We start from the raw sequence: 21,590 nt of genomic DNA on the forward strand, positions 1-21,590 counted from the left end.
GAGCGTTCGACGGGTGCGCGACCGGCTCGGATCAGGCCGGGCCAGCCGGGGAGCTGAGCCGCTGCCGTTCGGACTGAGCCGAACTTCGGGCCGATCGAACTTCGAGCCGGAATCGAACACTCGTTCTAACTACCCTGACAGTACACCTCCCCACCGACGAAAACGCAACGTGTGACGCGCCGGGGACGCACGGGAGGGCGACGGCCCCCGGCGGGGCCGTACCGGGGTGGGGGAAGAATGGGTGCATGCAGCCACACCCGAACGTGCAGGCGGTGCAGCGCGCGCTCGACGACGCGGGCGCGCGGAGCGGATCGGGCGAGGCCAGCCTCGTCCGGCTGCTGCCCGAGGCGGTGCACACCGCGGCCGCGGCGGCCGAGGCGCTCGGCGTCGCCGTCGGCGCCATCGCCAACTCGCTGATCTTCGACGCGGACGACGCGCCGCTGCTGGTGCTCACCTCCGGCGCGCACCGGGTGGACACCGCCGGGCTGGCCGCCACGCTGGGCGTGACCCACCTGCGCCGGGCCAGCCCGGAGTTCGTCAAGCGGCACACCGGGCAGGTGATCGGCGGCGTCGCCCCGGTCGGCCACCCCGCGCCGCTGCGTACCGTCGTCGACACCGCACTGGCCGGGTACGACGAGGTGTGGGCGGCCGGCGGCGTGCCCCGGGCGGTGTTCCCCACCACGTACGCGGAACTGCTGCGGATCACCGCCGGCACCCCGGCCGAGGTGGCGTGAACCCCGGACTCGTCACGCTGCACGTGTGGCGTGTGCCCCGCCGGGCCGTACCCGGTGTGCCGGCCCGGATGGCCACCCACCCGGCACGGCTGCGCCGGCTGCCCGGCGTGCGCTTCGCCAAGCTGCTCGGCACCGGGACCGGCACCGGCTTCGGCCCCGGCGACGCCGACCTGACCCGGTGGGCCGCGCTCGTGGTCTGGGACTCCCCCGCCGACGCGGACGGCTTCGACGCCTCCCCGGTCGCCCGCTCCTGGGCCCGGATCGCCCACGCCGCGGTACGGGTGGACCTGCGCCCGCTGACCAGCCGCGGCCGGTGGTCCGGCCGGGAGCCGTTCGGCGCGCCGTCGGGCGGACGGGTCACCGGGCCGGTGCTGGCGCTGACCCGGGCCCGGCTGCGGGCCCGCCGGGCGGCCACGTTCTGGCGCGCGATCCCGCCGGTCGCCGCCGAGCTGCACACCGCGCCCGGCCTGCTCGCCCGCTTCGGCGTCGGTGAGGCGCCGCTGGGCTGGCAGGGCACGGTGAGCGTGTGGCGCGACCCGGCGGACCTGGTCGCGTTCGCGTACCGTTCCCCGGAGCACCGCGCCGCGATCACCCGTACCCCCACCGAGGGCTGGTACGCGGAGGAACTGTTCGCGCGGTTCGCGGTGGGCGACGTGGTCGGCGACCGTACGGTGCTCGGCTGGGCCGCCGCCGAAGGCGACCCGGAAACATCGAGAGGGTACGCATGAGGCTGGTGCGGTGGACACCGGACGACCTGGTCCGGCGGCTGGACGACGTGGTCGCCGTCTACGGCGAGGCGATGGGCTACCGGCCCGACCTGCTGGAGGCCCGCCGCGGCTACATCGCCACCCACGTCCGCCGGCCCGGCTTCCGCGCCGTCGCCAGCCTGACCAGCGAGGGACACCTGGCCGGTTTCGGGTACGGCTACCGGGGCGCCACCGGGCAGTGGTGGCACGACCAGGTGCACCGGGCGCTGAACGCGCAGGACCGGCAGCGCTGGCTGACCCACCCGTTCGAGGTGGTCGAGCTGCACGTCCGCCCGCCCGCGCAGGGGCACGGCCTGGGCGCACGCCAGTTGCGTGCGCTGCTCGCCGTCGCCGAGGGCGACACCACGCTGCTGTCCACCCCGGAGGCCGACGAGGAGAAGTCCCGGGCCTGGCGGCTGTACCGCCGGTTCGGCTTCGTCGACGTCCTGCGCCACTTCCACTTCCCCGGCGACGAACGGCCGTTCGGCGTGCTCGGCCGGGACCTGCCGCTGCCCCCGCCGGACGCGTCATGAGAGCCGCACGGCTGCCCTGGGCGCTGCTGGCCGTGCTGGTGCTCGCCCAGATCTGCTACCCGCTCACCGGCGGCGCGACCCGGGCCGGCCTGACGGTGGCCACTGTGGTGCTCGGCTGGCTGCTCTCGGTCGGCCACGCGCTGCTCACCCGGGGCGCCCGTACCGCCGTCGCGCTGGTCGCGGTCGTCACCGGCGGCGGGTTCGCGGTGGAGGCGATCGGCGTGGCCACCGGGTTCCCGTTCGGCACCTACGACTACTCCGGCGAACTGGGCCCGAAGCTGGCCGGGGTGCCACTGATCATTCCGCTCGCCTGGACCTGGATGGCCTGGCCGGCATGGCTCACCGCGATCCGGCTGGTCCGCTCCCGCCTCGCGCGGATCGCGCTCTCCGCGGTCGGGCTGGCCACCTGGGACCTGTTCCTCGACCCGCAGATGGTGGCCGAGGGCTACTGGACCTGGCTCGACGCCACCCCGGCGCTGCCCGGGCTACCCGGCATCCCGGTCAGCAACTACCTGGGCTGGCTGGGCTTCGCGGTGCTGCTCGCCGTCGCGCTGCGCCCGCTCGCCGGGCCGTCGGTGGACCGGGTCGACGGCCGGGACGCCCCGATGTTCGCGCTCTACCTCTGGACGTACGCCTCCAGCGTGCTGGCGCACGCGGTGTTCCTGCGGCTGCCCGCGTCGGCGCTGTGGGGCGCGGCCGGGATGGCGGTGGCGGCGGTGCCGCTGGCGGTGACGCTGTGGCGGGCCCGCCAGGACCGGGCCGGCACGCCGGAGCCGGCGCCGCGCGTCGACGCCCCGGCATGATCGCCGCCCTCGCGGCGGCCGTGGCGGTCGCCGCGCTCACCGGGCACACGCTCGTCAACGCGTACACCTGGCTGCGCCGCCCCACTGACGGCCCGGCCGAGGTGACCGAGCCGGTGGCGGTGCTGCTGCCGTTGCGCGACGAGGCCGAGCGGGTCACCCCCTGCCTGCGCGCGCTGCTGGCCCAGTGCGGCGTGCCGGACCTGCGGATCGTGGTGCTCGACGACGGCTCGACCGACGGCACCGCCGACGTGGTCCGCGCGGTGTGCGGTGACGATCCACGGGTCACGCTGCTCACCGGCGTCGCCCCGCCGCCCGGCTGGCTGGGCAAGCCGCACGCCTGCTGGCAGCTCGCCACCCGTACCGGCCCGGAACCGGCCGTGCTGGCCTTCGTCGACGCCGACGTGGTGCTCACCCCGTACGCGGTGGCGGCGGCCGTGACCGAGTTGCGCGCGGCGGACGCGGCGCTGCTGTCGCCGTACCCCCGGATCGTGGTGCGGACGGCGGCCGACCGGCTGGTGCAGCCGCTGTTGCAGTGGTTGTGGCTGACGTTCCTGCCGCTGCGCGCGATGGAACGCTCGCGGCGGCCGTCGCTTGCCGCGGCGGGCGGGCAGTTCCTGGTCGTGGACCGGGCCGGCTACCTGCGGGCCGGTGGGCACGCGGCGGTGGCCGACAAGGTGCTGGAGGACATCGAGCTGGCCCGGGCGGTGAAGCGGGCCGGCGGGCGGATCGCGCTGGCCGACGGATCCCGGCTGGCGTCCTGCCGGATGTACGACACCTGGCCGCAGCTGCGCGACGGCTACACCAAGTCGCTGTGGGCGACGTTCGGGCACCCCACCGCCGCGGCGGCCGTGCTGGCGCTGCTGTTCGCGCTCTACGTCGCGCCGCCGCTGCTGGCCGCCGGGGCGCTGCTCGCGGGCGCGCCGGCGGTGGCCGCTGTGGCGTTCCTGGCCTACCTGGCCGGCGTCGCCGGACGGGTGGTCAGCGCCCGCGCCACCGGCGGGCGGGCGTGGCCCGACGCGCTGGGCCACCCCGTGTCGGTCGTGGTCCTCGGTTGGCTGACCGTCCGGTCGTACCATCTGCGGAAGCGACGCCGGCTCACCTGGCGGGGTCGCCCGGTCACGTAGGAGGGGCACGCCATGGCGCGCATCGTGGTCATCGGCGCCGGGGTGGGCGGGCTCGCCGCCGCCGCCCGGCTCGCGGTCACCGGGCACGAGGTCACCGTCCTCGAACGGGCCGGCACGGTCGGGGGCAAGCTCGGCCGGTACGCCCATCACACCCCCGAGGGGGTGTGGCACTTCGACACCGGGCCGAGCCTGCTCACGCTGCCGCAGGTCTTCCACGACCTGTTCGAGGCGACCGGGGCGAAGCTCGACGAGTACCTGGACCTGGTCCCGCTGGACCCGATCGTGCGGCACGTCTTCCCCGGCGGCGGTCCCACGCTCGACTCCTGCGCCGACCCGGACGAGTTCGCCGCCCGGATCGGCGCCGCGTTCGGCGACCGGTCCGCCGCCGACTGGCGGGGGCTGTGGCGCCGTGCCGACCGGGTGTGGGCGGCCTCGCACCGGGACATCCTTCGCCGTACCGTCGACTCGCCCCGTGACCTGGCGGCGCTGGCCTGGCGGCTGGGCGACCTGGCCGCCATCGGCCCCGGCCGCAGTCTGCGCGGGCTGGGCCGCCGCCACCTGTCCGACCCGCGGCTGCGGATGCTGCTCGACCGGTACGCCACGTACACCGGCGCGGACCCGCGCCGCGCCCCGGCCGCGCTCGTCGCCGTCCCCTACGCCGAGCTGGCGTACGGCGGCTGGTACCTGCGCGGTGGGCTGGGCACGCTCGCCGACGCGCTGCTGTCGCGCTGCCTGGACCTGGGCGTGGTGGTGCGCACCGACGCCACCGTCACCCGGATCGACGCCGCGGGCGGGCGGGTGCACGGGGTACGCGTGGCCGGGGGCGCCGCGCCGATCCCCGCCGACGTGGTGGTGGCGAACGTGGACGCGCTCACCGTCTACCGGGACCTGCTGCCCGATCCGCGCCGGCTGGCCGCGCTCGCCGACCGCAGCCTGGCCGGGTTCGTGCTGCTGCTGGGCGTACGCGGCGACTCCGGGCTGGCCCACCACAACGTCTTCTTCCCCCGCGACTACGACGCCGAGTTCGACGCCGTGTTCGGTGACCCGGGTCGCGGGGTGCGGGCCCGCCCGGCGCCCGACCCGACGGTGTTCGTCACCGCCGCCGACGACCCGGCGGTCCGGCCGGACGGCCACGAGGCGTGGTTCGTGCTGGTCAACGCGCCTCGCCACGGCACCGCCGCGAGCGCCGTGAACTGGCGGCGGCCCGGCCTGGCCGAGGCGTACGCGGACCGGATCCTCGACGTGCTGGCCGAACGCGGGGCCGACGTGCGGGACCGGCTGGTGTTCCGGGAGATCCGTACACCGGCCGACCTGGACGCGGCCACCGGCGCGCCGGGCGGGGCGATCTACGGCACGGCGGGCGGGCTGCTGCGCCCGGCCAACCGGGGGCCGGTCGCCGGGCTCTGGCTCGTCGGCGGCTCCAGCCACCCGGGCGGCGGCCTGCCCATGGTGACGCTGTCCGCGGAGATCGTCGCCGAGGCGGTCGGCCCGGCCTGGTGAGGTGCCGGGCGGGGACCCCCGCCCGGCACGCGTGGCGTCGTCAGCCGGCGTCGACCAGGGCGCGGCGGACGGCGGAGAGCAGCTGGCCGAGGCCGAACCCGGCGAGCAGCACCCAGACCGTGGTGGCCATGGTGATGGTGCCGGCGGTCAGGTCGGCGTCGATCAGCCCGGTGAGCCCGGCGACCAGCAGCCCGACCAGGGCCACGCAGACCCGGGTCGGCCGCTCCCCCACCGTCACCGCGCCGATCTCCCGCATCCCGGCCGACACCGCGCGCGCCCGCACGTACTCGTGCAGCCAGGACAGGCCACCGGCCGCCGCGACGAGCGCGCCCGGCGCGCCGAGCAGCCAGAACGCGACCAGCCAGGCCACCTCGCCGAGCCGGTCGGCCACCGAGTCGTACACGTAGCCCAGGCGGGTGGTGCGCCCGGTCGCCACCGCCACCGCGCCGTCGACACTGTCGGCCACGGCCGCCAGCAGCACGAACAACGCGCCCAGGAACGGCCCGTTGCCGGGCCGCTCCACGAACAGGGGTACGCAGAAGCAGAGCAGCACCCCGAACACGGTCACCGGGGTCGGGCCGACGCGCAGCCGGCCCAGCACATAGCCCACGTGGTAGGCGAAGCGCAGCCAGGCGCGCACCACCGGCGCGGCGGTACGCGGATCGAAGCCGCCGTGCAGCCGCGCCCACGCGGTAGCGTACTGGTCCCAGTTCAGCTGTGTGCCCACCACGGATCAACCGTAGAAGCACGGCGCTGGTGTCGTGTGGCGGGTGGTCACACCCGTGCGGCGGCGCGCAGCCGCTGCCACACCTCCCGGGTCGCCGTGGAGCGGTTGAGCGTGATGAAGTGGATCCCCGGCACGCCCTCGTCGAGCAGCTTCTCGCACATCTCGCTCGCCTGCTCGACGCCGAGGCGGCGGACCGCCTCCGGGTCGTCGGCCACCCGCTCGAACCGCTGCGCCAGCGCCGGCGGGAACGGCGCGCCGGACAGCTGCACCGACCGTTCGATCGTGCCGATCTGGGTCACCGGCATCACCCCGGCCAGGATCGGGGTGTCGCAGCCGGCCGCGGCCACCCGGTCGCGCAGGCGCAGGTACTCGTCGGCGTCGAAGAACATCTGGGTGATCGCGAACTCGGCGCCGGCCCGGCACTTGCGGACGAAGTGCGCGGTGTCGCTGTCCACGTCCGGCGAGCGCGGGTGCTTGTACGGGAACGCGGCCACGCCGACGCTGAAGTCGCCGCTGTCGCGGACCAGCCGGACCAGGTCCTCGGCGTACCGGACGCCCTCGGGATGGGCGATCCACTCGCCGCCCGGGTCGCCCGGCGGGTCACCCCGCACGGCCAGCACGTTGCGCACCCCGACCGAGGCCAGCCGGCCGATCACGTGCCGCAGCTCGGCCACCGAGTGGTTCACCGCGGTCAGGTGCGCCATCGGCAGCAGCGTCGTCTCGGTGGCGATCCGCTCGGTCACCGCCACCGTGGTGTCGCGCGTCGAGCCGCCCGCGCCGTAGGTGATCGACACGAACGAGGGACGCAGCGACTCCAGCTCGCGGATGGCCTGCCAGAGCAGCTTCTCCCCGGCCTGGGTCTTCGGCGGGAAGAACTCGAAGGAGAACGTGGGACGGCCGTCACGGATCAGCTCCCCGATGGCCGGCTGGGGATTGGGAAGGACCGAGGGAAGACCGAGCGCCACGGACCGACTGTAACCGGGACGGCACGCCGCACCGGGAATCTTCCCAGCCCGCGAACACCTGCCCGGGCGCGACGTCGTACCCCGGGGGTAGAAAGACGGCAGCGCGGTGGGGCGGCCGACGGCCGTCCCGGGGGCCCGCGCGGGGGTCGCCACGACGGCGACGCGCCGGCGCCACCACCTGGCCGGGCGTCCGCGTCGCCATCCGCGCCGTCGCCCCGGAGGTTCCGATGATCCCGTCCCCGCCACCGGGCCCGCGCCTGCTCGGGCCGCTGCTGGCCGAGTTGCGGGCCGCCCGTGGCTGGAGCCAGCAGCGGATGGCCGCCGAGCTCTGCGCCGCCTCCGGCGTGCCCACGCTGACGCGGAACGAGGTGTCCCGCTGGGAACGCCAGCTGCGGCTTCCCGGCGACTTCTGGGCGGCCTGGCTGGCAACGGTCCTGGGGGTGCCGGGCCGGCTGCTCGCCGAAGCCGCCGCCCGCAGCCGCCGGCTGGGCGTGGCGCCCGCGACGGTCGGCCCGGCCGGATCCCGCGCCCGGCTGGCCCTGCTCACGCTCGCGTACCGCTGGGCCGCCGACCCGGGCCGCCGCACGCTGGCCGGTCCGTTCGCCGCCGCACCGCCGCCGCTGCCCGGCCGTGGCGGACGGGACGACGAGCACCGGCCCGGCCGCCACGACCCGCGCCGGCCCGCCGCGGACGAGCCCTGGTCGCTCGGCGTCCACGTCCCGCGCGGTCCGGACGACGATCCCGCCGGCGGCGGGACCGGTCGTGGTCACCCGGCGGACGGGGTGGCGCTCGACACGCTGCGGCGCTGGGACGACCTGCTCGGCGGCGGCGACCTCGCCGGGCACGGCGCCCGCCGGCTGCGGCGGGTCGTCCGCGGCTACCGGCGCGCCGGGCCCACCGGCCGGCGCGCGATGCTGCCCACGCTCGCCGAGTCGGCGCAGCTCGCCGGCTGGCTGGCCGCCGACGCGGGCGACCTCGGCGGAGGCCTGGTCGCGTACCGGCTGGCCCTGCGGGCGGCGGTGGCCGCCGGGCAGCCGCCGCTGGCCGGGCACGTGCTCGCGTCGGCCAGTCACCTGCTGGCCGACGCCGGCGACCCGGCCGGCGCGCTGGTCCTGGCCCGGATCGGGTACGCGGCCGGCCGCGCCGGCTCTTCGCCCGGCCTGCGGGCGCTGCTGCTGCACCGGGTGGCGCTCGCAGCCGCGCTCGCCGGGCGTCCCCGCGCCGCCGGGCAGGCGCTGGCCGGGGCGGACCGGGCCGGCACGCCGGAGCCCGGCCGGGAGCCGCCCTGGCTCTACTGGCTCGACGCGGACGAACTGGCGGCGATGACCGGGCGCACGCTCGTTGCGCTGGGCCGCCCGGCCGCCGCCGTGCCGCTGCTGACACCTGTGGCCGGCGCGCGGGGCCGCCCGCGCCGGTCGGCCGTGTACGGCGGCTGGCTGGCCCGCGGGCACCTGGGCCTCGGCGCGGTGCCCGAGGCGTGCGCGGTGGCCGGCGAGGCGCTGCTCGACGCGGTCCGGTCCGGTTCGCCCCGGGCTGTCGGCCAGCTCACCGCGTTCCGCCGCGGCCTGGCCTACGCTCCGCCCGGTCCGGCCACCCGCGGGTACGCGCGAGCGCTCACCGCGGCCCGCCCGTACCTGCCGTCCGGTGTGCCGCGCCACCTGCGCGACCGTCCGTCCCGGTGAGCCACAAGGCACGCCGGGACGCCGGGCACGACGAGACCGGGCGCGAACCGCTAGCGTCGTGGCGTGACCCACGCTGCTCCCGTTTCCCCCGTCGACCGCGCCGGCCTGCGCCAGCGGATCGACAAGGCGCTCACCGAGTTCCTCGCCGGCCAGCGCGGCTGGCTGACCGCCGTCGACGACGGCCTGCTGCCCGTCGCCGAGGCGATCGAGGCGTTCGTGCTGGGCGGCGGCAAGCGGCTGCGCCCGGCGTTCGGCTACTGGGGTTACCGGGGCGCCGGCGGGGTCGACTCCGACCAGGTCGTCGCCACCCTGGCGGCGCTGGAGTTCGTGCAGGCCAGCGCGCTGATCCACGACGACCTGATGGACCGGTCGGACACCCGGCGCGGCGAGCCGGCGATGCACAGGCGGTTCGCCGCCCGGCACCGCGCGGCCGGCTGGGGCGGCGACGCGGGCTCCTTCGGCGACGCCGCGGCGATCCTGCTGGGCGACCTGTGCCTGGTCTGGTCGGACGAGCTGCTGCACTCCTCCGGCCTGCCGCCGGCCACCGTGGCCCGGGCCCGGCCGGTCTTCGACGAGATGCGCACCGAGGTGACCGTCGGGCAGTACCTGGACGTGCTGACCCAGGCCACCGGGGACACCTCCCTGGACCGGGCCGCGAAGGTGGCCCGGTACAAGTCGGCGAAGTACACGGTCGAGCGCCCACTGCTGCTCGGCGCAGCGCTGGCCGGCGCGCCGCCCGAGGTGCACGCCGCGTACTCGGCCTACGGGCTGCCGCTGGGTGAGGCGTTCCAGCTCCGCGACGACGTGCTGGGGGTGTTCGGCGACCCGGAGCGCACCGGCAAGCCGGCCGGCGACGACCTGCGCGAGGGCAAGCGGACGTACCTGGTGGCGGCGGCGCTGGAGACGCTCGACCCGGCCGGCCGGGAGGCGCTGCTGGCCGGGCTCGGCGTACCGGACCTGGACGCGGCCGGCGTGGACCGGCTGCGCGATCTGATCACCACCAGCGGCGCCCTGGATCGGGCCGAGCGGCACATCGCCGCGCTCACCGAGAGCGCCCTGGCCGCGCTCACCGCTGTCGACCTGGACACCGAGGCCCGCCAGGCCCTGGTCGACCTGGCCATAGCCGCCACTCGCCGCCCCGCCTGACCGCCCGTCACCCTTGGGGGCGTCGATCATGAAGTTGGCGGCGTAGTCGATCTCCGATCGTGCCGCCAACTTCATGATCAGCGGGCTCAGGGATGGGGTGGGCGGGGTTAGGGCGCTAGAAGGCGACGGCCTGGGCTCGGCGTTTGACCTCTCGGGCCAGGTCGCCGCCGAGGGCCACGGCGGGGGTACCGGGAAGACTGGGGTCCTCCCGGTAGAGCCAGCGCAGCGCCTCCTCGTCGTCGTACCCGGCGTCGGCGAGCAGGTTTAGCACGCCGGGCAGGTGCTTGAGCACGGTGTGGTTGGCCACCAGGTCGGCCGGGATCCGGCGGACGCCGTCGCGGCGCACCGCGATCAGCTCACGGTCACGGATCATCTGGTGCACCTTGCTGATCGACAGGTCCAGGTGCTCGGCCACGTCGGGCAGCGTCAGCCAGCCGGCCGGGTCGGCCGGTCCGGCCAGGTCGGGGCCGGTCTCGGCGGGTACGGAATCGGTCACCCGACCACCCTGCCACGTGCCCGCCGGAGCCGGTGCACGGCACCCCGTACCGCCGCCCGGAGCGCGGCGGTCCCCCCGTGTCGCAACCCGGCGGTAGCATCCTGTTCTACCTTCATCCTTCCGACACATAGACTGCCTGCCGATGGACACACAGGTCGCCGACACGTTGCTGGGCTCGCTGATCGAGGGGCGCTACCGCATTCGCGGGCGCGTCGCCCGAGGCGGCATGGCGACCGTGTACACCGCCACCGACGAGCGCCTGGAGCGCACCGTGGCGGTCAAGATCATTCACCCGACCCAGGCGCCGCAGGCCAAGGCCCGGATGGCCGGCTTCGTCGAACGCTTCACCGACGAGGCCAAGACGATCGCCCGGCTCACCCACCCGAACGTGGTGGCGGTCTACGACCAGGGCATCCACGCCGGCCTGCCGTACCTGGTGATGGAGTACGTCCGCGGCCGCACGCTGCGCGACGTGCTCGCCGAGCGCCGCCGGCTGAACCCGGACGAGGCGCTCGCGATCACCGAGCAGGTGCTCGCCGCGCTCGCCGCCGCGCACCGGGCCGGCCTGGTGCACCGCGACGTCAAGCCGGAGAACGTGCTGGTCGCCGAGGTGCCCACCGGCGGCAGCCGCAACCTGGTCGACAGCGTGGTCAAGGTGGCCGACTTCGGGCTGGCCCGGGCCGTCGAGGCCAGCGCCGAGGACGAGAACGGCAACCAGCTCATGGCGACGGTGGCGTACGTGGCGCCGGAGCTGGTCACCCAGGGCCACGCCGATCCGCGCACCGACGTCTACTCGGCCGGCATCGTGCTGTTCGAGATGCTCACCGGCCGGGTGCCCTACGACGGCGACCGTCCGGTGGAGGTCGCGTGGCAGCACGTCGACCGGGACGTACCGGCGCCGTCGACGCTGGTGCCGACGCTACCGCCGGCTCTCGACGCGCTCGTCGCGCGGGCCACCCGGCGCGATCCGGCCGGCCGCCCGGCCGACGCCGCGGCAATGCTGGGCGAGGTGCAGGCGGCCCGCGAGGAACTGGGCAACCCGCACGCGCACACCACCGTGCTGCCGCAGCTCAGCGACGACACCGCGGTCCTGAGCCAGCCGACCCAGATGGTGGCCGCGCTCCAGCCGGTCGAGCGCCCGTCGTGGGCCCGGCTGCCCGAGAGCGGCGCCGCGCCGCGCCCGCACCGGCGCCGCGCCGTCGAGGACGACCCGGGTACCGGGTTCGCCGCCCTGCGTACGCGGATCATGGGCTCGCCGCGCGGACGGCTTGCCGTCGCCGCGGCGGTCGTGGTGCTCGGCCTGGTCGCCGCGGTGGGTGGCTGGTGGTTCGGCGTGGGCCGCTACACGGTCGCGCCGCAGATGGTGAGCCTGACCAAGGCCGACGCGGAGGCGCGGGCCCAGCGCGGCGGCTTCACGCTGAAGTACGCCACCCCGCGCCACGACGAGCAGGTCCCCAAGGACACGGTGCTCGGGCAGTCTCCCGGCTCGGCCGCACGGATCGTCAAGGGCGGCACGATCACGCTGACCCTGTCGCTCGGTCCGGAGCGGCTGCCGGTGCCGGACGTGGTGGGCCAGGACTACGCGCTGGCCCAGGCCGAGCTGGAGGGCGCCAACCTGGTCGTGGCCAAGGGCTCCTCCCGGTACGACGACACGCTGCCCGCGGGTGTGGTGCTGGCCACCGACCCGAAGGTGGGCACAGTGGTCAAGCCCGGGGCGAAGGTGACGGTGATCCTCAGCAAGGGCCGCGCCCCGGTGACGGTGCCCAACCTGGTCGGCAAGAGCCTCACCGAGGCGCGCACCATCCTCGCGCAGCTCGGGCTGAAGCCGGTGGAGAACGTCAAGGACTCCGACAAGCCGAAGGACGAGATCCTCGGCCAGAGCCCGGCCGACGGCACCGGCGTGGAGAAGGGCGCCCAGGTCAAGCTGGAGATCAGCAAGGGCCCGCCGCAGGTGGCCGTCCCCCGGGTGATCGACATGCCCTGCCAGCAGGCCAAGCAGACGCTGGAGAGCCAGGGCTTCCCGGTCAACATCCAGCTCAACCCGAACGGCATCGCCCGGCTGCAGAACCCGGCCGAGAACACGCCTGTGCCGCCGGGTACGACGGTCACGGTGACGTGCCTGTGAACGCGTGTGACGGGCGCCGGCGGGTGGGGTCGCACACCCCCACCTCCGGCGGCCTGGCCCGGGCGGCCCTGCCGTACGCGGACGCGGCCGAGTCCGAGGTGATGCAGGTCTACGTCTCGAACTCGCGTGGCTGGGCGCTGCCGGCCGGTGACCCGGCGCAGGACGCGTTGTTCCGCGACGGGTGCGGCGAGCGCGGGCTGCCCGTGTTCATCCACGCGTCGCTGCTGGTCAACCTCGGCTCCCCCACGCCGGCGACGGTGACCCGGTCGGCGGAGACGCTGGCCCACGCGCTGCGGCGGGGCCGGGCGATCGGCGCAGAGGGCGTGGTGTTCCACGCCGGCAGCTCGGTCGACGCCGGCCACGACGAGGCGGCCCTGCGGCAGGTCCGGGAGGCGCTGCTGCCGCTGCTCGACGAGATCGCGGCCACCGGCGGGCCGATGCTGCTGGTGGAACCGAGCGCCGGAGGCGGCCGGTCACTGGCGTCCCGGGTCGAGCACCTCGGCCCCTACCTGGACGCCGTCGACCGGCACCCGATGCTCGGGGTCTGCTTCGACACCTGTCACGCCTGGGCGGCCGGTCACGACCTGGCCGCCGAGGGCGGCATGACCGCCACGCTCGACACGCTGGTCGCCACCGTGGGTGCGGACCGGCTTCGGCTGGTGCACGCGAACGACTCGAAGGACCTGTGCGGCTCCACGCGGGACCGGCACGAGAACATCGGCAAGGGCAGCATCGGCGAGCCCGCGTTCGCCGAGCTGATGCGCCACCCGGCGACCGCTGGGGTGCCCGTGCTGGTGGAGACCCCCACGGAGAAGCACATCGGCCACGCCGCCGACATAGCCACCCTGAAGCGCCTCCACCCCTGAGGGTCCGCTCCCGCCCTGTCCCTCCCCCGCGTCACTCCGGTGATCAAGGAGTTCGTGTCCCGCTCCGGCGCGGATTCGGACACGAACTCCTTGATCACCGTCGACTCGGGCGGGGTGCGGGCGGGGTGGGTCAGGCGCGCAGGGCGGTGTTCAGGATGGTGGCGGCGCGGTCGATCTGCGCGTCGGTGACGTCCAGGTGGGTGACCAGCCGGGCGGTACGCGGGCCGAGCACCGAGATCAGCAGCCCCTCCGCCCGCGCGGCCGCCGCCAGCGCGTGCGCGTCCAGCGGGTGCTTGGTCAGGTCCAGCGGCACGATGTTGGTCCGCACCACCGACGCGAGCACCCCGTGCGGGGCGACCGCCTCGGCCAGCCGGGCCGCCTTGACGTGGTCGTCGGCCAGCCGCGCGACGTGGTGCGCCAGCGCGTACCGGCCCGCGGCGGCGAGAATGCCGACCTGCCGCATGCCGCCGCCCATCCGCTTGCGCAGGAACCGCGCCCGGGCGATCTTCTCCGCGCTGCCCACGATCAGCGAGCCGACCGGCGCGCCGAGGCCCTTGGAGAGGCAGACCGAGAGCGTGTCGAACAGCACGCCGTACCCGGCCAGCGGCACCCCGTCGGCGACGTGCGCGTGCCAGATCCGCGCGCCGTCGCAGTGCAGGGCCACCCCGTGCTCGTCGGCGACCTCCCGCATCCGGCGCAGCGTCGGCAGCGGGATCACCCCGCCGCCGCCCCGGTTGTGGGTCTGCTCCACGGCGATCGCCCGCGTGGGCACCGCGAAGTAGCCGTCCGGCCGGATCATCCCGGCGACCACGTCGGGGTCCAGCTCCGCGCCCACCGCCGGCCAGGTCCGCGAGGAGATCCCGCCGTACGCGGCGGCGGCGCCGACCTCGTACGTGACCACGTGCGCGTCGGCGTCGCAGAGCAGCTCGTCGCCGGGCGGCACGTGCAACTGGAGCGCGATCTGGTTGGCCATCGAGCCGCTCGGGGCGAACAGCGCCGCCTCGTGCCCGAACAGCGCGGCGACCTCCGCCTCCAGCGCGGTGACCGTGGGGTCCTCGCCGTAGACGTCGTCGCCCACCTCGGCTGCGGCCATCGCCTCCCGCATCCCCGGCGTCGGCCGGGTCACGGTGTCCGTCCGCAGATCGATCAGCTCGGGGCTCGCAAGCTCACTCCTCGCGTCAGCCACGGAGCATCTCCGCCACCAGGAACGCCAACTCCAGCGACTGCTGGGTGTTCAGCCGGGGGTCGCAGGCCGTCTCGTACCGGTCGGGCAGGTCGAGGTCCTCGATGCCCTGGGCGCCGCCGAGGCACTCGGTGACGTCCTCGCCGGTCAGCTCGACGTGCAGGCCGCCCGGGTGGGTGTCCAGGCCGCGGTGCACCTCGAAGTAGCCGAGCACCTCGTCGACGATGCGGTCGAAGTGCCGGGTCTTGTAGCCGTTGGAGGACTCGTGCGTGTTGCCGTGCATCGGGTCGCACTGCCAGACGACCTTCGCGCCGGCGGCGGTGACCTTGGCGACGATCGGCGGCAGCGCGTCCCGGACCCGGTGGTTGCCCATCCGGCTGATCAGCGTGAGCCGGCCGGGGATGTTGTCCGGGTTGAGCTTCTCGCAGAGCTCGATCGCCTCGTCCGGGGTGGTCGTCGGGCCGAGCTTGACGCCGATCGGGTTGGCGATGCGGGAGATGAAGTCGATGTGCGCGCCGTCGATCTGCCGGGTCCGCTCACCGATCCAGAGGAAGTGCCCGGACAGGCCGTACGCCTTGCCGTTGGAGATCCGGGTCAGCGCCCGGTCGTACTCCAGCGCCAGCGCCTCGTGCGAGCAGTGCAGCGTGACGGTGCGCAGCGCCTCGTCGTCGGTCATCCCGCAGGCCCGGATGAAGGCCAGCGCCCGGTCGATCTCGCGGGCGATCGCGTCGTAGCGCTCACCGGCCGGGGACCGCCGGACGAAGTCCTTGTTCCAGTCGTGCACGGCGTGCAGGTCGGCCAGCCCGCCGGCCAGGTACGCGCGGAGCATGTTCATCGCGGCGGCCGAGTTGGCGTACGCCCGGATCATGCGCTGCGGGTCGGCGACCCGCGCCTCCGGCGTGGCCTCCAGGGCATTGATCATGTCACCGCGGTAGGCGGGCAGGCCGCGGGCGTCGGTCGGCAGGGACCGGGGCTTGGTGTACTGGCCGGCGACCCGGGCGACCTTGACCACCGGCAGCGACGCGCCGTAGGTGAGCACGATGGCCATCTGGAGCAGCGTGCGGGCGTTGGCGAGCAGGTGGCTCTCGGTGTTGTCGGCGAAGGTCTCCGCGCAGTCACCGCCCTGGAGGAGGAACGCCTTGCCCTCGCAGACCAGCGCGAGCCGCTGCCGCAACTGGTCGACCTCGTAGGGCGCGACCACGGAGGGCACCGTGTCCAGCACCCGGCAGACCTCGGCGACCTGGGCCGGGTCGTCCCAGGGCGGGGTCTGCGCGCGCGGCAGCTCCCGCCAGCGGTCGAGGCCGAGGGCCGCGTCCTCGGCGGAGTCGGCGGTCGGGCGGCTGGTCTGCAGACCTGGGCTACCCACGGCGGGATGACTCAGCTGATGCCACTCATGGCGCATGAAGGAAAGCGTACGGCGACCGTCGCGATCACTCGCCGCCGAGGGGGATGGTTCCGGTCACTGGGAGGACACCGGCGAGGGCGCCATCGCCGGCGGCGCCGGCTCCGCCGGGTCGGCGGTCGGCTCGACCGCGCGCTCGCCGGGCGCCTCGCCGGAGATGCACCAGTCCGCGCCGTTGCGGGTGACGGTGAACAGCAGCGACCGGGCGGCCTTGCGCGAGCCGGCGGCAACCGTGATCGAGGCGCTGACCTCCTGGCCGTTCGGGCCGGAGCGGACCTCGGTGATCGTCGCCTCGGGCACCGTGAAGTGGTCGGCGAAGTCGCCGTTCGGGCCGGTGGCGGCGGAGTCGAAGGCGGCGTGCATGGGCGCGCAGAGCTGGCTGCGGCCGGCGGCGGCGTCGCGGGCGGTCAGCGCGTCCAGGTACGCCTGCACGCGTTCCCGGCTCTTGGCCGCCGCCTCCTCGGCCGGCGCCTTCCCGCTGGGCGGGGTGTCGCCGCCCTGGCCGCCCGAGCCGCAGGCGGCCAGAGCCGCCGGCAGGAGCGCGAGGAGGGCGAGCCCGGCGAACCGGTCCCGGTGGCTGCGACCCATCTGTCCTCCCGTCGCGTGGACTCGTCGAGCGGCGAGTGTGCCACATCCGGCCCGAGCGGCCGGGTGACTCCCCATCCTGACCCGGATCGGCGCACTCGGCCAGGACGGCACGCGGGCGGGGAGGGGCCGGTACGGCCCCTCCCCGCCGGGTGGGTGGTGCGTCGGCCCTCGGCTCAGCCGAGACCGCCCTTGATGGCGCCGATCAGCTCACCGTTGCTGGTGTCACCGGAGAGCTCCCAGAAGAACGCGCCACCGAGGCCCTGGCTGTTGGCGTAGCTCATCTTCCCGCCGATGGTCGACGGGGTGTCGTAGCTCCACCAGTTGCTGCCGCACTTGGCGTACGCGGTGCCGGCGACGGTGCCGGTGGCCGGGCAGCTGTTCTTGAGCACCTTGTAGTCCTCGATGCCGGCCTCGTAGGTGCCGGGGGCCGCGCCGGTGGCGCTGCCGCCGGGTGCGGCCTGGGTCACGCCGGTCCAGCCGCGTCCGTAGAACCCGACGCCGAGCAGCAGCTTGCTGGACGGTACGCCCTTGGACTTCAGCTTCTGGATCGCCGCGTCCGACCAGAAGCCCTGCTGCGGGATGCCCGCGTAGGAGTAGAGCGGCGAGTGCGGCGCGGTCGGCCCCTGGGCGTTGAAGGCGCCGAAGTAGTCGTACGTCATCGGCATCAGCCAGTTGAGGTTGTTCGCGGCGCCGGCGTAGTCGGTGGCGTCGATCTTGCCGCCGTTGCTGCCGTCGGCGGTGATCGCCGCGGTGACCAGGAAGCTGGAGCCGAACTTGCTCCGCAGCGCCGAGACCACGTTCTTGAACGCGTTCGGGCCGCTGGTGTCGCACTGGAGGCCGCAGGCGTTCGGGTACTCCCAGTCGACGTCGATGCCGTCGAAGACGTCCGCCCAGCGCGGGTCCTTGACCAGGGAGTAGCAGGAGTCGGCGAACGCGGCCGGGTTCTGCGCGGCCTGGGTGAAGCCGCCGGACCAGGTCCAGCCGCCGAAGGACCAGAGCACCTTCAGGTTCGGGTACATCTTCTTCAGCTTGCGCAGCTGGTTGAAGCTGCCGCGCAGCGGCTGGTCCCAGGTGTCGGCGACGCCGTCGACGCTGTCCGCCGCGGTGTACGCCTTCTCGTAGTCGGCGTAGCTGTCCCCGATGCTGCACCGGCCGCCGGTGGTGTTGCCGAAGGCGTACAGGATGTGGGTCAGCTTCGCGGCCGAGCCGCTGGTGTGGATGTTCTTGACGTGGTAGTTGCGGGCGTAGACGCCCCACTCGGCGAAGTAGCCGACGATCTTCTTGCCACCGGGCGGCGGCGTGGTGGGCGGCTGGGTGGTCGGCGGGGCGGTCGTCGGCGGCGCGGTGGTGGGCGGCGCGGTGGTGGGCGGCGCCGTGGTGGGCGCGGTGGTCGTCGGCGTGCCGCCGCCGGTGCAGGAGCCGCCGTTGATCGTGCAGCTCACCGGCGCCTTGTACGCGCCGGTGCCGTTGTAGCCCCAGCTGAAGCTGGCACCGGGGGCGAGCGTCGATGCCCAGCTCTTGTTGACCGCCACGTAGCGGTCACCGCTGCGGGTGATGTCGGCGTCCCAGGAGCTGCTGATCGAGGTGCCGGAGGGCAGCGTGAACTCGATGCGCCAGCCGTTGATTGTGGAGCTGGTGCCGTTGGTGACGGTCACCCGCCCCTCGTGGCCGGTCCCCCAGTCCTGCACCTTGGCGAACGTGGCGGTGACGCTGCCGGCGGCCGACGCGGTGGTCATGGGCACCGCGGCGACCGCGAGCGCGACCACGGCGCCGGTGGCCCACAGGGCCCGGCGGAGCGATCTCTTCATACGGCGTCCCTCCAATAGTTAGGAAACTTTCCAAATTGATTGCTGAGACGCTACTCACGCCGTCACCACTTCGTCAAGTTGTAGATGCGTCGATTTCACGGGTGACGCGGGACGGTGGGTGCGAGGGCCCGTAGCCTCGTCCCATGACCGTTTTCGACGTCCAGATCGACGCCCTCACCGGCGGCCCGGCCGACCTCGGCCGCTACCGCGGCCGCGCCCTGCTCGTGGTCAATGTGGCCTCCCGCTGCGGCCTCACCCCGCAGTACGCGGGCCTTCAGGAACTCGCCGACACGTACGCCGGACGCGGGCTGACGGTGCTCGGGGTTCCGTGCAACCAGTTCGCCGGCCAGGAGCCGGGCAGCGCCGCCGAGATCGAGGAGTTCTGCCAGGTCAACTACGGCGTGACGTTCCCGCTGACGGAGAAGGTCGACGTCAACGGGCCCGACCGGCACCCGCTCTACGCGGAGCTGGTGTCCACGCCGGACGCCGAGGGGCACACCGGCGACGTGCGCTGGAACTTCGAGAAGTTCCTCGTCGCGCCGGACGGCACGGTGGCCGCGCGGTTCGGCCCGCAGGTCACGCCCGAGGACCCCGAGCTGCGCGTGGCGATCGAAAAGGTCCTCCCGGCCTGACGGACGCACCCGTCGCCGGGCACGGCGAAGCGGCACGCCCCCATGGGAGGCGTGCCGCTGCCGCGGACCGGGTCAGCCGGCGGCAGACCGGAAGACCGGGTAGTAGCCGCCGGACTGCCCGGCGGCCGTCGGGTGGTACGACTTGCTCAGGCTCAGCACGTTCAGCGCGTGCAGCCACTTCGTCCCGTAGCTGCAGAGCTGGTGGCCGACGAAGATGGAACGCACGTCGGCGAAGGTGAAGCCGGCCGAGACGGCGGCCGTGCGGGTGATGTCGTCGAGCAGGTTGATACCCTCGTTGATCTTCGCGCGGGACGTCGCGCTCAGGCCGACGCAGGTGGTGCCGAGCTGGTAGAAGACCGGGTAGCCGACCACCACGACGCGAGCCGAGGGCGAGCGGCTCTTGATGCCGTTGTAGACGTTGGCGAGGCGGCCCGGCATCGAGGTGCGGGCCACGTTCATGGCGGACTGCACGGCCGCCACGCACTGGGTCTCCCCCTGGAGCACGCAGGTGCTCATGATGTTGGCGAAGCCGACGTCGTTGCCGCCGACCGTCACACTGACAAGCGTGGTGGTCGAGGAGAGCGCGGAGAGCTGACTGTTGATGACGTCCGCCGTGGTGGCGCCGGAGCAGGCGACCGACCGGTACGACGCGGGCTTGATGTTGGTGTTGTAGAGCGCCGGATAGGCGTTCGTGCTGCGTAGACAGTTACCGCTCTCGGATGTGTAGCTGTCGGCGCCGACGCCGGAGGCGTACGAGTCGCCGAGCGCGACGTAGCGGTCGGACGGGGCCGCCTGGGCGGGGGCGGCCAGAGACAGGGTGACCCCGACCGAGGCGGCCAGGGTCAGGGCGAGGGTGGCAAGACGGGATCTCCGCACGTCGCACTCCTGGGGGCGTGAAGTGGTGGTGAGAGATAGATATCAATAAGATCACAGCGCATGGAAGATCACCGATTTGCGGTCGGGCGCGCATAGCGACTTACGCCTACAAATCGTTGCCAGGCTTGCGGAGCGGCATGAAGGATTGTTCCGCCGGGAACGTCAGCCGCATCGCCGGGTCGGCGGTCTCCCGGAAGCCCAGGGCACGGTAGAGCGGGCGACCGGCCGCCGAGGCCCGCGGATTGTCCCGGGCGACGTCCTGCCAGCGGCCCGGCGGCGTCGGCACCCCGCTCATGCCGGCGAGCATCAGCCCGCGCAGCCGCACCAGCTCGTCGGCGTCGGACGGCACCGCCCGGCGCGCGTCACCCCACGGGCCGGCTCAGACCGGGCGGCGGCCGGCGAACCCGCACTCGACCCGGTGGTACCACCGGATGTCGGTGTCCCCCTCCAGCCAGCACCAGAGCACCGCCCGGCCGTCGCGCTCACCCGGGAAGTCGAGCAGCACCGGGGCGATCCCCTTGACCGCGATGTCGTGCTGGTGGAACTCGTCCACCACGAGATGCAGGCGCGCCTCCAGCGCCTTCACCTCGGCGAGCCCGCCGAGCGCGCTGACGCCGTGGTCGGCCAGGTCGACCCGCAGCTCGGCCAGGTCGGCCCGCAGCCGGATCAGCTCGTCGACGCGCGGCCGCAGCGTGGCCACCAGGTGTCGCGCCTGGGCGAGAGTGAACACCGGGCCAGTATGCGGCACGACCGTCCACGGGAAAGCACCCACACGCACCGGTGGGTCGGGCACGCGTTGGTGCAGGCGTGGCACCGCGTCCGGTGACCGTGCCGGTGTCACACCGACGGGTCCCAGGCCGCGAGCTGATCGAAGATGCGACGGTCGCCTTCGAACTGCAGGGAATCCAGCGGTATGCGGCCGTAGAAGAACAGGACCAGGTCACTGGCTGTGCCCCGGGCGGAGACGTCGGCCGTGTCCGGGGCCTCGCCGGCAGCGGGCGTGAGGTGGGCGACCTGCGCCCCGTCGGCGGACAGCCGGAGGCGCCAGGAGCGGCCCTCGACGGCGTGGTAGTCGACGACGGCGGGCTGGTGCGGCCAGGCGACAGTCGTCGCGCAGAGGGTGAACTGGCAGTCGTCGAAACCGTCGAGGGCGACCTCCTCCGGCAGTGGCTGCGGGGCACCCACCGTGAGCTGGACGTCGTAGGTGTGCACCGCGATCTCGGGAACCTGGCGCCGCGCCCAGGCACCGGCGGTCTGCGGTGACGGCGAGTCGTCCCACCACGTCCAGCAACCGCGATCCGGGCCGGCCTCACGCAGCGTGCTCGTCAGCTGCGCGACGGACTCGGTCCACCAGGCGAGCAGCGTCTCGCGTTCCCGGGGCGCACCCACTCCGTCCTCCCAGGCCGACTTCTCCGGCGGCCCGTCCGCAGGCCCCGCGGCGACGATCGCGGCTGTCTTGCGGCGGCCCGTGCCCACGTGTCGGACGAGATCGAACAGCGTCCGCTCCGGGTGGGTCGGAACCTTCATGTCGAGGCTGGGCGCCGCGGCGACAGCGGCGCGGAACGCGGTCGACCGTTCGCCGATGAGCCGCAGATGATCGGAGAACGTCAACGTCTTGTGCACGTCGGCTTTCTACCAGTGCGCCCGGCAACCG

At 74.4% G+C, this 21,590-nt stretch carries 22 protein-coding genes; 11 read left to right on the forward strand and 11 right to left on the reverse strand.

Annotated elements, in window-relative coordinates:
* The first annotated feature begins 245 nt into the window (after nucleotides 1-245).
* Genes GA0070562_RS13965 through GA0070562_RS13990 form a run of 6 tightly spaced genes read left to right on the forward strand, consistent with a single transcriptional unit; the run spans nucleotide 246 to nucleotide 5,440 of the window.
* The gene (locus GA0070562_RS13965; protein WP_091420853.1) at nucleotides 246-734 is read left to right on the forward strand and encodes a YbaK/EbsC family protein; all 489 of its coding nucleotides are present in this window, start codon (nucleotides 246-248) and stop codon (nucleotides 732-734) included.
* Nucleotides 731-1,462 (forward strand): monooxygenase, encoded by a 732-nt coding sequence (locus GA0070562_RS13970; protein WP_091420856.1) that lies wholly within the window; start codon nucleotides 731-733, stop codon nucleotides 1,460-1,462. The genes GA0070562_RS13965 and GA0070562_RS13970 overlap by 4 nt, the downstream gene beginning before the upstream one ends.
* Complete coding sequence (locus GA0070562_RS13975) at nucleotides 1,459-2,013, forward strand: GNAT family N-acetyltransferase (RefSeq protein WP_091420859.1); 555 nt, start codon at nucleotides 1,459-1,461, stop codon at nucleotides 2,011-2,013. Before GA0070562_RS13970 ends, GA0070562_RS13975 begins: the two co-directional genes overlap by 4 nt.
* On the forward strand, nucleotides 2,010-2,816 hold the full coding sequence (locus GA0070562_RS13980) for a carotenoid biosynthesis protein (protein ID WP_091420863.1): 807 nt from the start codon (nucleotides 2,010-2,012) through the stop codon (nucleotides 2,814-2,816). Before GA0070562_RS13975 ends, GA0070562_RS13980 begins: the two co-directional genes overlap by 4 nt.
* Nucleotides 2,813-3,940 carry a glycosyltransferase family 2 protein gene (locus tag GA0070562_RS13985; RefSeq protein WP_091421967.1) on the forward strand — a complete coding sequence of 376 codons (1,128 nt, stop codon included), beginning with the start codon at nucleotides 2,813-2,815 and terminating at the stop codon, nucleotides 3,938-3,940. Before GA0070562_RS13980 ends, GA0070562_RS13985 begins: the two co-directional genes overlap by 4 nt.
* A 12-nt stretch (nucleotides 3,941-3,952) precedes the next feature.
* Complete coding sequence (locus GA0070562_RS13990; protein WP_091420868.1) at nucleotides 3,953-5,440, forward strand: phytoene desaturase family protein; 1,488 nt, start codon at nucleotides 3,953-3,955, stop codon at nucleotides 5,438-5,440.
* Between the two features lie 40 nt (nucleotides 5,441-5,480).
* On the opposite strand, the gene GA0070562_RS13995 is transcribed toward GA0070562_RS13990, so the two are convergent.
* Together GA0070562_RS13995 and metF are read right to left on the reverse strand one after the other, a co-directional pair.
* On the reverse strand, nucleotides 5,481-6,170 hold the full coding sequence (locus GA0070562_RS13995; protein WP_013287633.1) for a CDP-alcohol phosphatidyltransferase family protein: 690 nt from the start codon (nucleotides 6,168-6,170) through the stop codon (nucleotides 5,481-5,483).
* Nucleotides 6,171-6,214: 44 nt separating this feature from the next.
* Nucleotides 6,215-7,132, reverse strand: a complete 918-nt coding sequence (gene metF, locus GA0070562_RS14000) for a methylenetetrahydrofolate reductase [NAD(P)H] (RefSeq protein WP_091420872.1) — start codon at nucleotides 7,130-7,132, stop codon at nucleotides 6,215-6,217.
* A 227-nt stretch (nucleotides 7,133-7,359) separates the two neighbouring features.
* Between metF and GA0070562_RS14005 the strand changes: the two genes are divergently transcribed.
* Nucleotides 7,360-8,814: a helix-turn-helix domain-containing protein gene (locus tag GA0070562_RS14005; protein WP_091420875.1), complete on the forward strand. Its 1,455-nt coding sequence runs from the start codon at nucleotides 7,360-7,362 to the stop codon at nucleotides 8,812-8,814.
* A 63-nt stretch (nucleotides 8,815-8,877) separates the two neighbouring features.
* A complete protein-coding gene (locus GA0070562_RS14010) occupies nucleotides 8,878-9,960 on the forward strand; it encodes a polyprenyl synthetase family protein (protein ID WP_091420878.1) in 1,083 nt (360 codons plus the stop codon).
* A gap of 115 nt (nucleotides 9,961-10,075) precedes the next feature.
* On the opposite strand, the gene GA0070562_RS14015 is transcribed toward GA0070562_RS14010, so the two are convergent.
* Complete coding sequence (locus GA0070562_RS14015) at nucleotides 10,076-10,456, reverse strand: Rv2175c family DNA-binding protein (protein WP_091420880.1); 381 nt, start codon at nucleotides 10,454-10,456, stop codon at nucleotides 10,076-10,078.
* Nucleotides 10,457-10,598: 142 nt separating this feature from the next.
* Here GA0070562_RS14015 and GA0070562_RS14020 point away from each other — a divergent pair, with 142 nt between their 5' ends.
* Together GA0070562_RS14020 and GA0070562_RS14025 are read left to right on the forward strand one after the other, a co-directional pair.
* The gene (locus GA0070562_RS14020) at nucleotides 10,599-12,581 is read left to right on the forward strand and encodes a Stk1 family PASTA domain-containing Ser/Thr kinase (protein WP_091420884.1); all 1,983 of its coding nucleotides are present in this window, start codon (nucleotides 10,599-10,601) and stop codon (nucleotides 12,579-12,581) included.
* On the forward strand, nucleotides 12,578-13,447 hold the full coding sequence (locus GA0070562_RS14025; RefSeq protein WP_175438753.1) for a deoxyribonuclease IV: 870 nt from the start codon (nucleotides 12,578-12,580) through the stop codon (nucleotides 13,445-13,447). The genes GA0070562_RS14020 and GA0070562_RS14025 overlap by 4 nt, the downstream gene beginning before the upstream one ends.
* Nucleotides 13,448-13,577: 130 nt before the next feature.
* Here the strand turns inward: GA0070562_RS14025 and GA0070562_RS14030 are convergent, their stop codons facing one another.
* The 4 genes from GA0070562_RS14030 to GA0070562_RS14045 all read right to left on the reverse strand — a co-directional run bounded on the left by GA0070562_RS14030 (nucleotide 13,578) and on the right by GA0070562_RS14045 (nucleotide 18,428).
* A complete protein-coding gene (locus tag GA0070562_RS14030; protein ID WP_091421975.1) occupies nucleotides 13,578-14,597 on the reverse strand; it encodes a threonine aldolase family protein in 1,020 nt (339 codons plus the stop codon).
* Nucleotides 14,598-14,625: 28 nt separating this feature from the next.
* Complete coding sequence (locus tag GA0070562_RS14035; RefSeq protein ID WP_091420887.1) at nucleotides 14,626-16,032, reverse strand: class II 3-deoxy-7-phosphoheptulonate synthase; 1,407 nt, start codon at nucleotides 16,030-16,032, stop codon at nucleotides 14,626-14,628.
* 57 nt (nucleotides 16,033-16,089) lie between these two features.
* Nucleotides 16,090-16,620, reverse strand: a complete 531-nt coding sequence (locus tag GA0070562_RS14040; protein WP_091420891.1) for a hypothetical protein — start codon at nucleotides 16,618-16,620, stop codon at nucleotides 16,090-16,092.
* A gap of 173 nt (nucleotides 16,621-16,793) precedes the next feature.
* On the reverse strand, nucleotides 16,794-18,428 hold the full coding sequence (locus GA0070562_RS14045) for a glycosyl hydrolase family 18 protein (protein WP_091420894.1): 1,635 nt from the start codon (nucleotides 18,426-18,428) through the stop codon (nucleotides 16,794-16,796).
* Between the two features lie 143 nt (nucleotides 18,429-18,571).
* Here GA0070562_RS14045 and GA0070562_RS14050 point away from each other — a divergent pair, with 143 nt between their 5' ends.
* Nucleotides 18,572-19,060, forward strand: coding sequence for a glutathione peroxidase (locus GA0070562_RS14050; RefSeq protein WP_091420897.1), 489 nt, complete (start codon nucleotides 18,572-18,574; stop codon nucleotides 19,058-19,060).
* Between the two features lie 72 nt (nucleotides 19,061-19,132).
* On the opposite strand, the gene GA0070562_RS14055 is transcribed toward GA0070562_RS14050, so the two are convergent.
* The 4 genes from GA0070562_RS14055 to GA0070562_RS14070 all read right to left on the reverse strand — a co-directional run bounded on the left by GA0070562_RS14055 (nucleotide 19,133) and on the right by GA0070562_RS14070 (nucleotide 21,559).
* Nucleotides 19,133-19,936 carry an SGNH/GDSL hydrolase family protein gene (locus tag GA0070562_RS14055; RefSeq protein ID WP_091420901.1) on the reverse strand — a complete coding sequence of 268 codons (804 nt, stop codon included), beginning with the start codon at nucleotides 19,934-19,936 and terminating at the stop codon, nucleotides 19,133-19,135.
* A gap of 106 nt (nucleotides 19,937-20,042) precedes the next feature.
* Nucleotides 20,043-20,285, reverse strand: coding sequence for a hypothetical protein (locus tag GA0070562_RS14060; protein WP_091420905.1), 243 nt, complete (start codon nucleotides 20,283-20,285; stop codon nucleotides 20,043-20,045).
* A 30-nt stretch (nucleotides 20,286-20,315) separates the two neighbouring features.
* Entirely contained in the window at nucleotides 20,316-20,666 is a 351-nt protein-coding gene (locus tag GA0070562_RS14065) for a DUF2203 domain-containing protein (RefSeq protein WP_036342567.1), read from the reverse strand.
* Between the two features lie 107 nt (nucleotides 20,667-20,773).
* Nucleotides 20,774-21,559 (reverse strand): maleylpyruvate isomerase family mycothiol-dependent enzyme, encoded by a 786-nt coding sequence (locus tag GA0070562_RS14070; RefSeq protein ID WP_091420910.1) that lies wholly within the window; start codon nucleotides 21,557-21,559, stop codon nucleotides 20,774-20,776.
* Nucleotides 21,560-21,590 lie beyond the last annotated feature (31 nt).

Source organism: Micromonospora tulbaghiae (assembly GCF_900091605.1).
GTDB lineage: Bacteria > Actinomycetota > Actinomycetes > Mycobacteriales > Micromonosporaceae > Micromonospora > Micromonospora tulbaghiae.

Coding starts and splice junctions, on each gene's coding strand:
- GA0070562_RS13965 (WP_091420853.1), top strand. CDS start 246: ATGCAGCCACACCCGAACGTGCAGGCGGTGCAGCGCGCGCTCGACGAC.
- GA0070562_RS13975 (WP_091420859.1), top strand. CDS start 1,459: ATGAGGCTGGTGCGGTGGACACCGGACGACCTGGTCCGGCGGCTGGAC.
- GA0070562_RS13980 (WP_091420863.1), top strand. CDS start 2,010: ATGAGAGCCGCACGGCTGCCCTGGGCGCTGCTGGCCGTGCTGGTGCTC.
- GA0070562_RS13985 (WP_091421967.1), top strand. CDS start 2,813: ATGATCGCCGCCCTCGCGGCGGCCGTGGCGGTCGCCGCGCTCACCGGG.
- GA0070562_RS13990 (WP_091420868.1), top strand. CDS start 3,953: ATGGCGCGCATCGTGGTCATCGGCGCCGGGGTGGGCGGGCTCGCCGCC.
- GA0070562_RS14005 (WP_091420875.1), top strand. CDS start 7,360: ATGATCCCGTCCCCGCCACCGGGCCCGCGCCTGCTCGGGCCGCTGCTG.
- GA0070562_RS14020 (WP_091420884.1), top strand. CDS start 10,599: ATGGACACACAGGTCGCCGACACGTTGCTGGGCTCGCTGATCGAGGGG.
- GA0070562_RS14035 (WP_091420887.1), bottom strand. CDS start 16,032: ATGCGCCATGAGTGGCATCAGCTGAGTCATCCCGCCGTGGGTAGCCCA.
- GA0070562_RS14040 (WP_091420891.1), bottom strand. CDS start 16,620: ATGGGTCGCAGCCACCGGGACCGGTTCGCCGGGCTCGCCCTCCTCGCG.
- GA0070562_RS14045 (WP_091420894.1), bottom strand. CDS start 18,428: ATGAAGAGATCGCTCCGCCGGGCCCTGTGGGCCACCGGCGCCGTGGTC.
- GA0070562_RS14050 (WP_091420897.1), top strand. CDS start 18,572: ATGACCGTTTTCGACGTCCAGATCGACGCCCTCACCGGCGGCCCGGCC.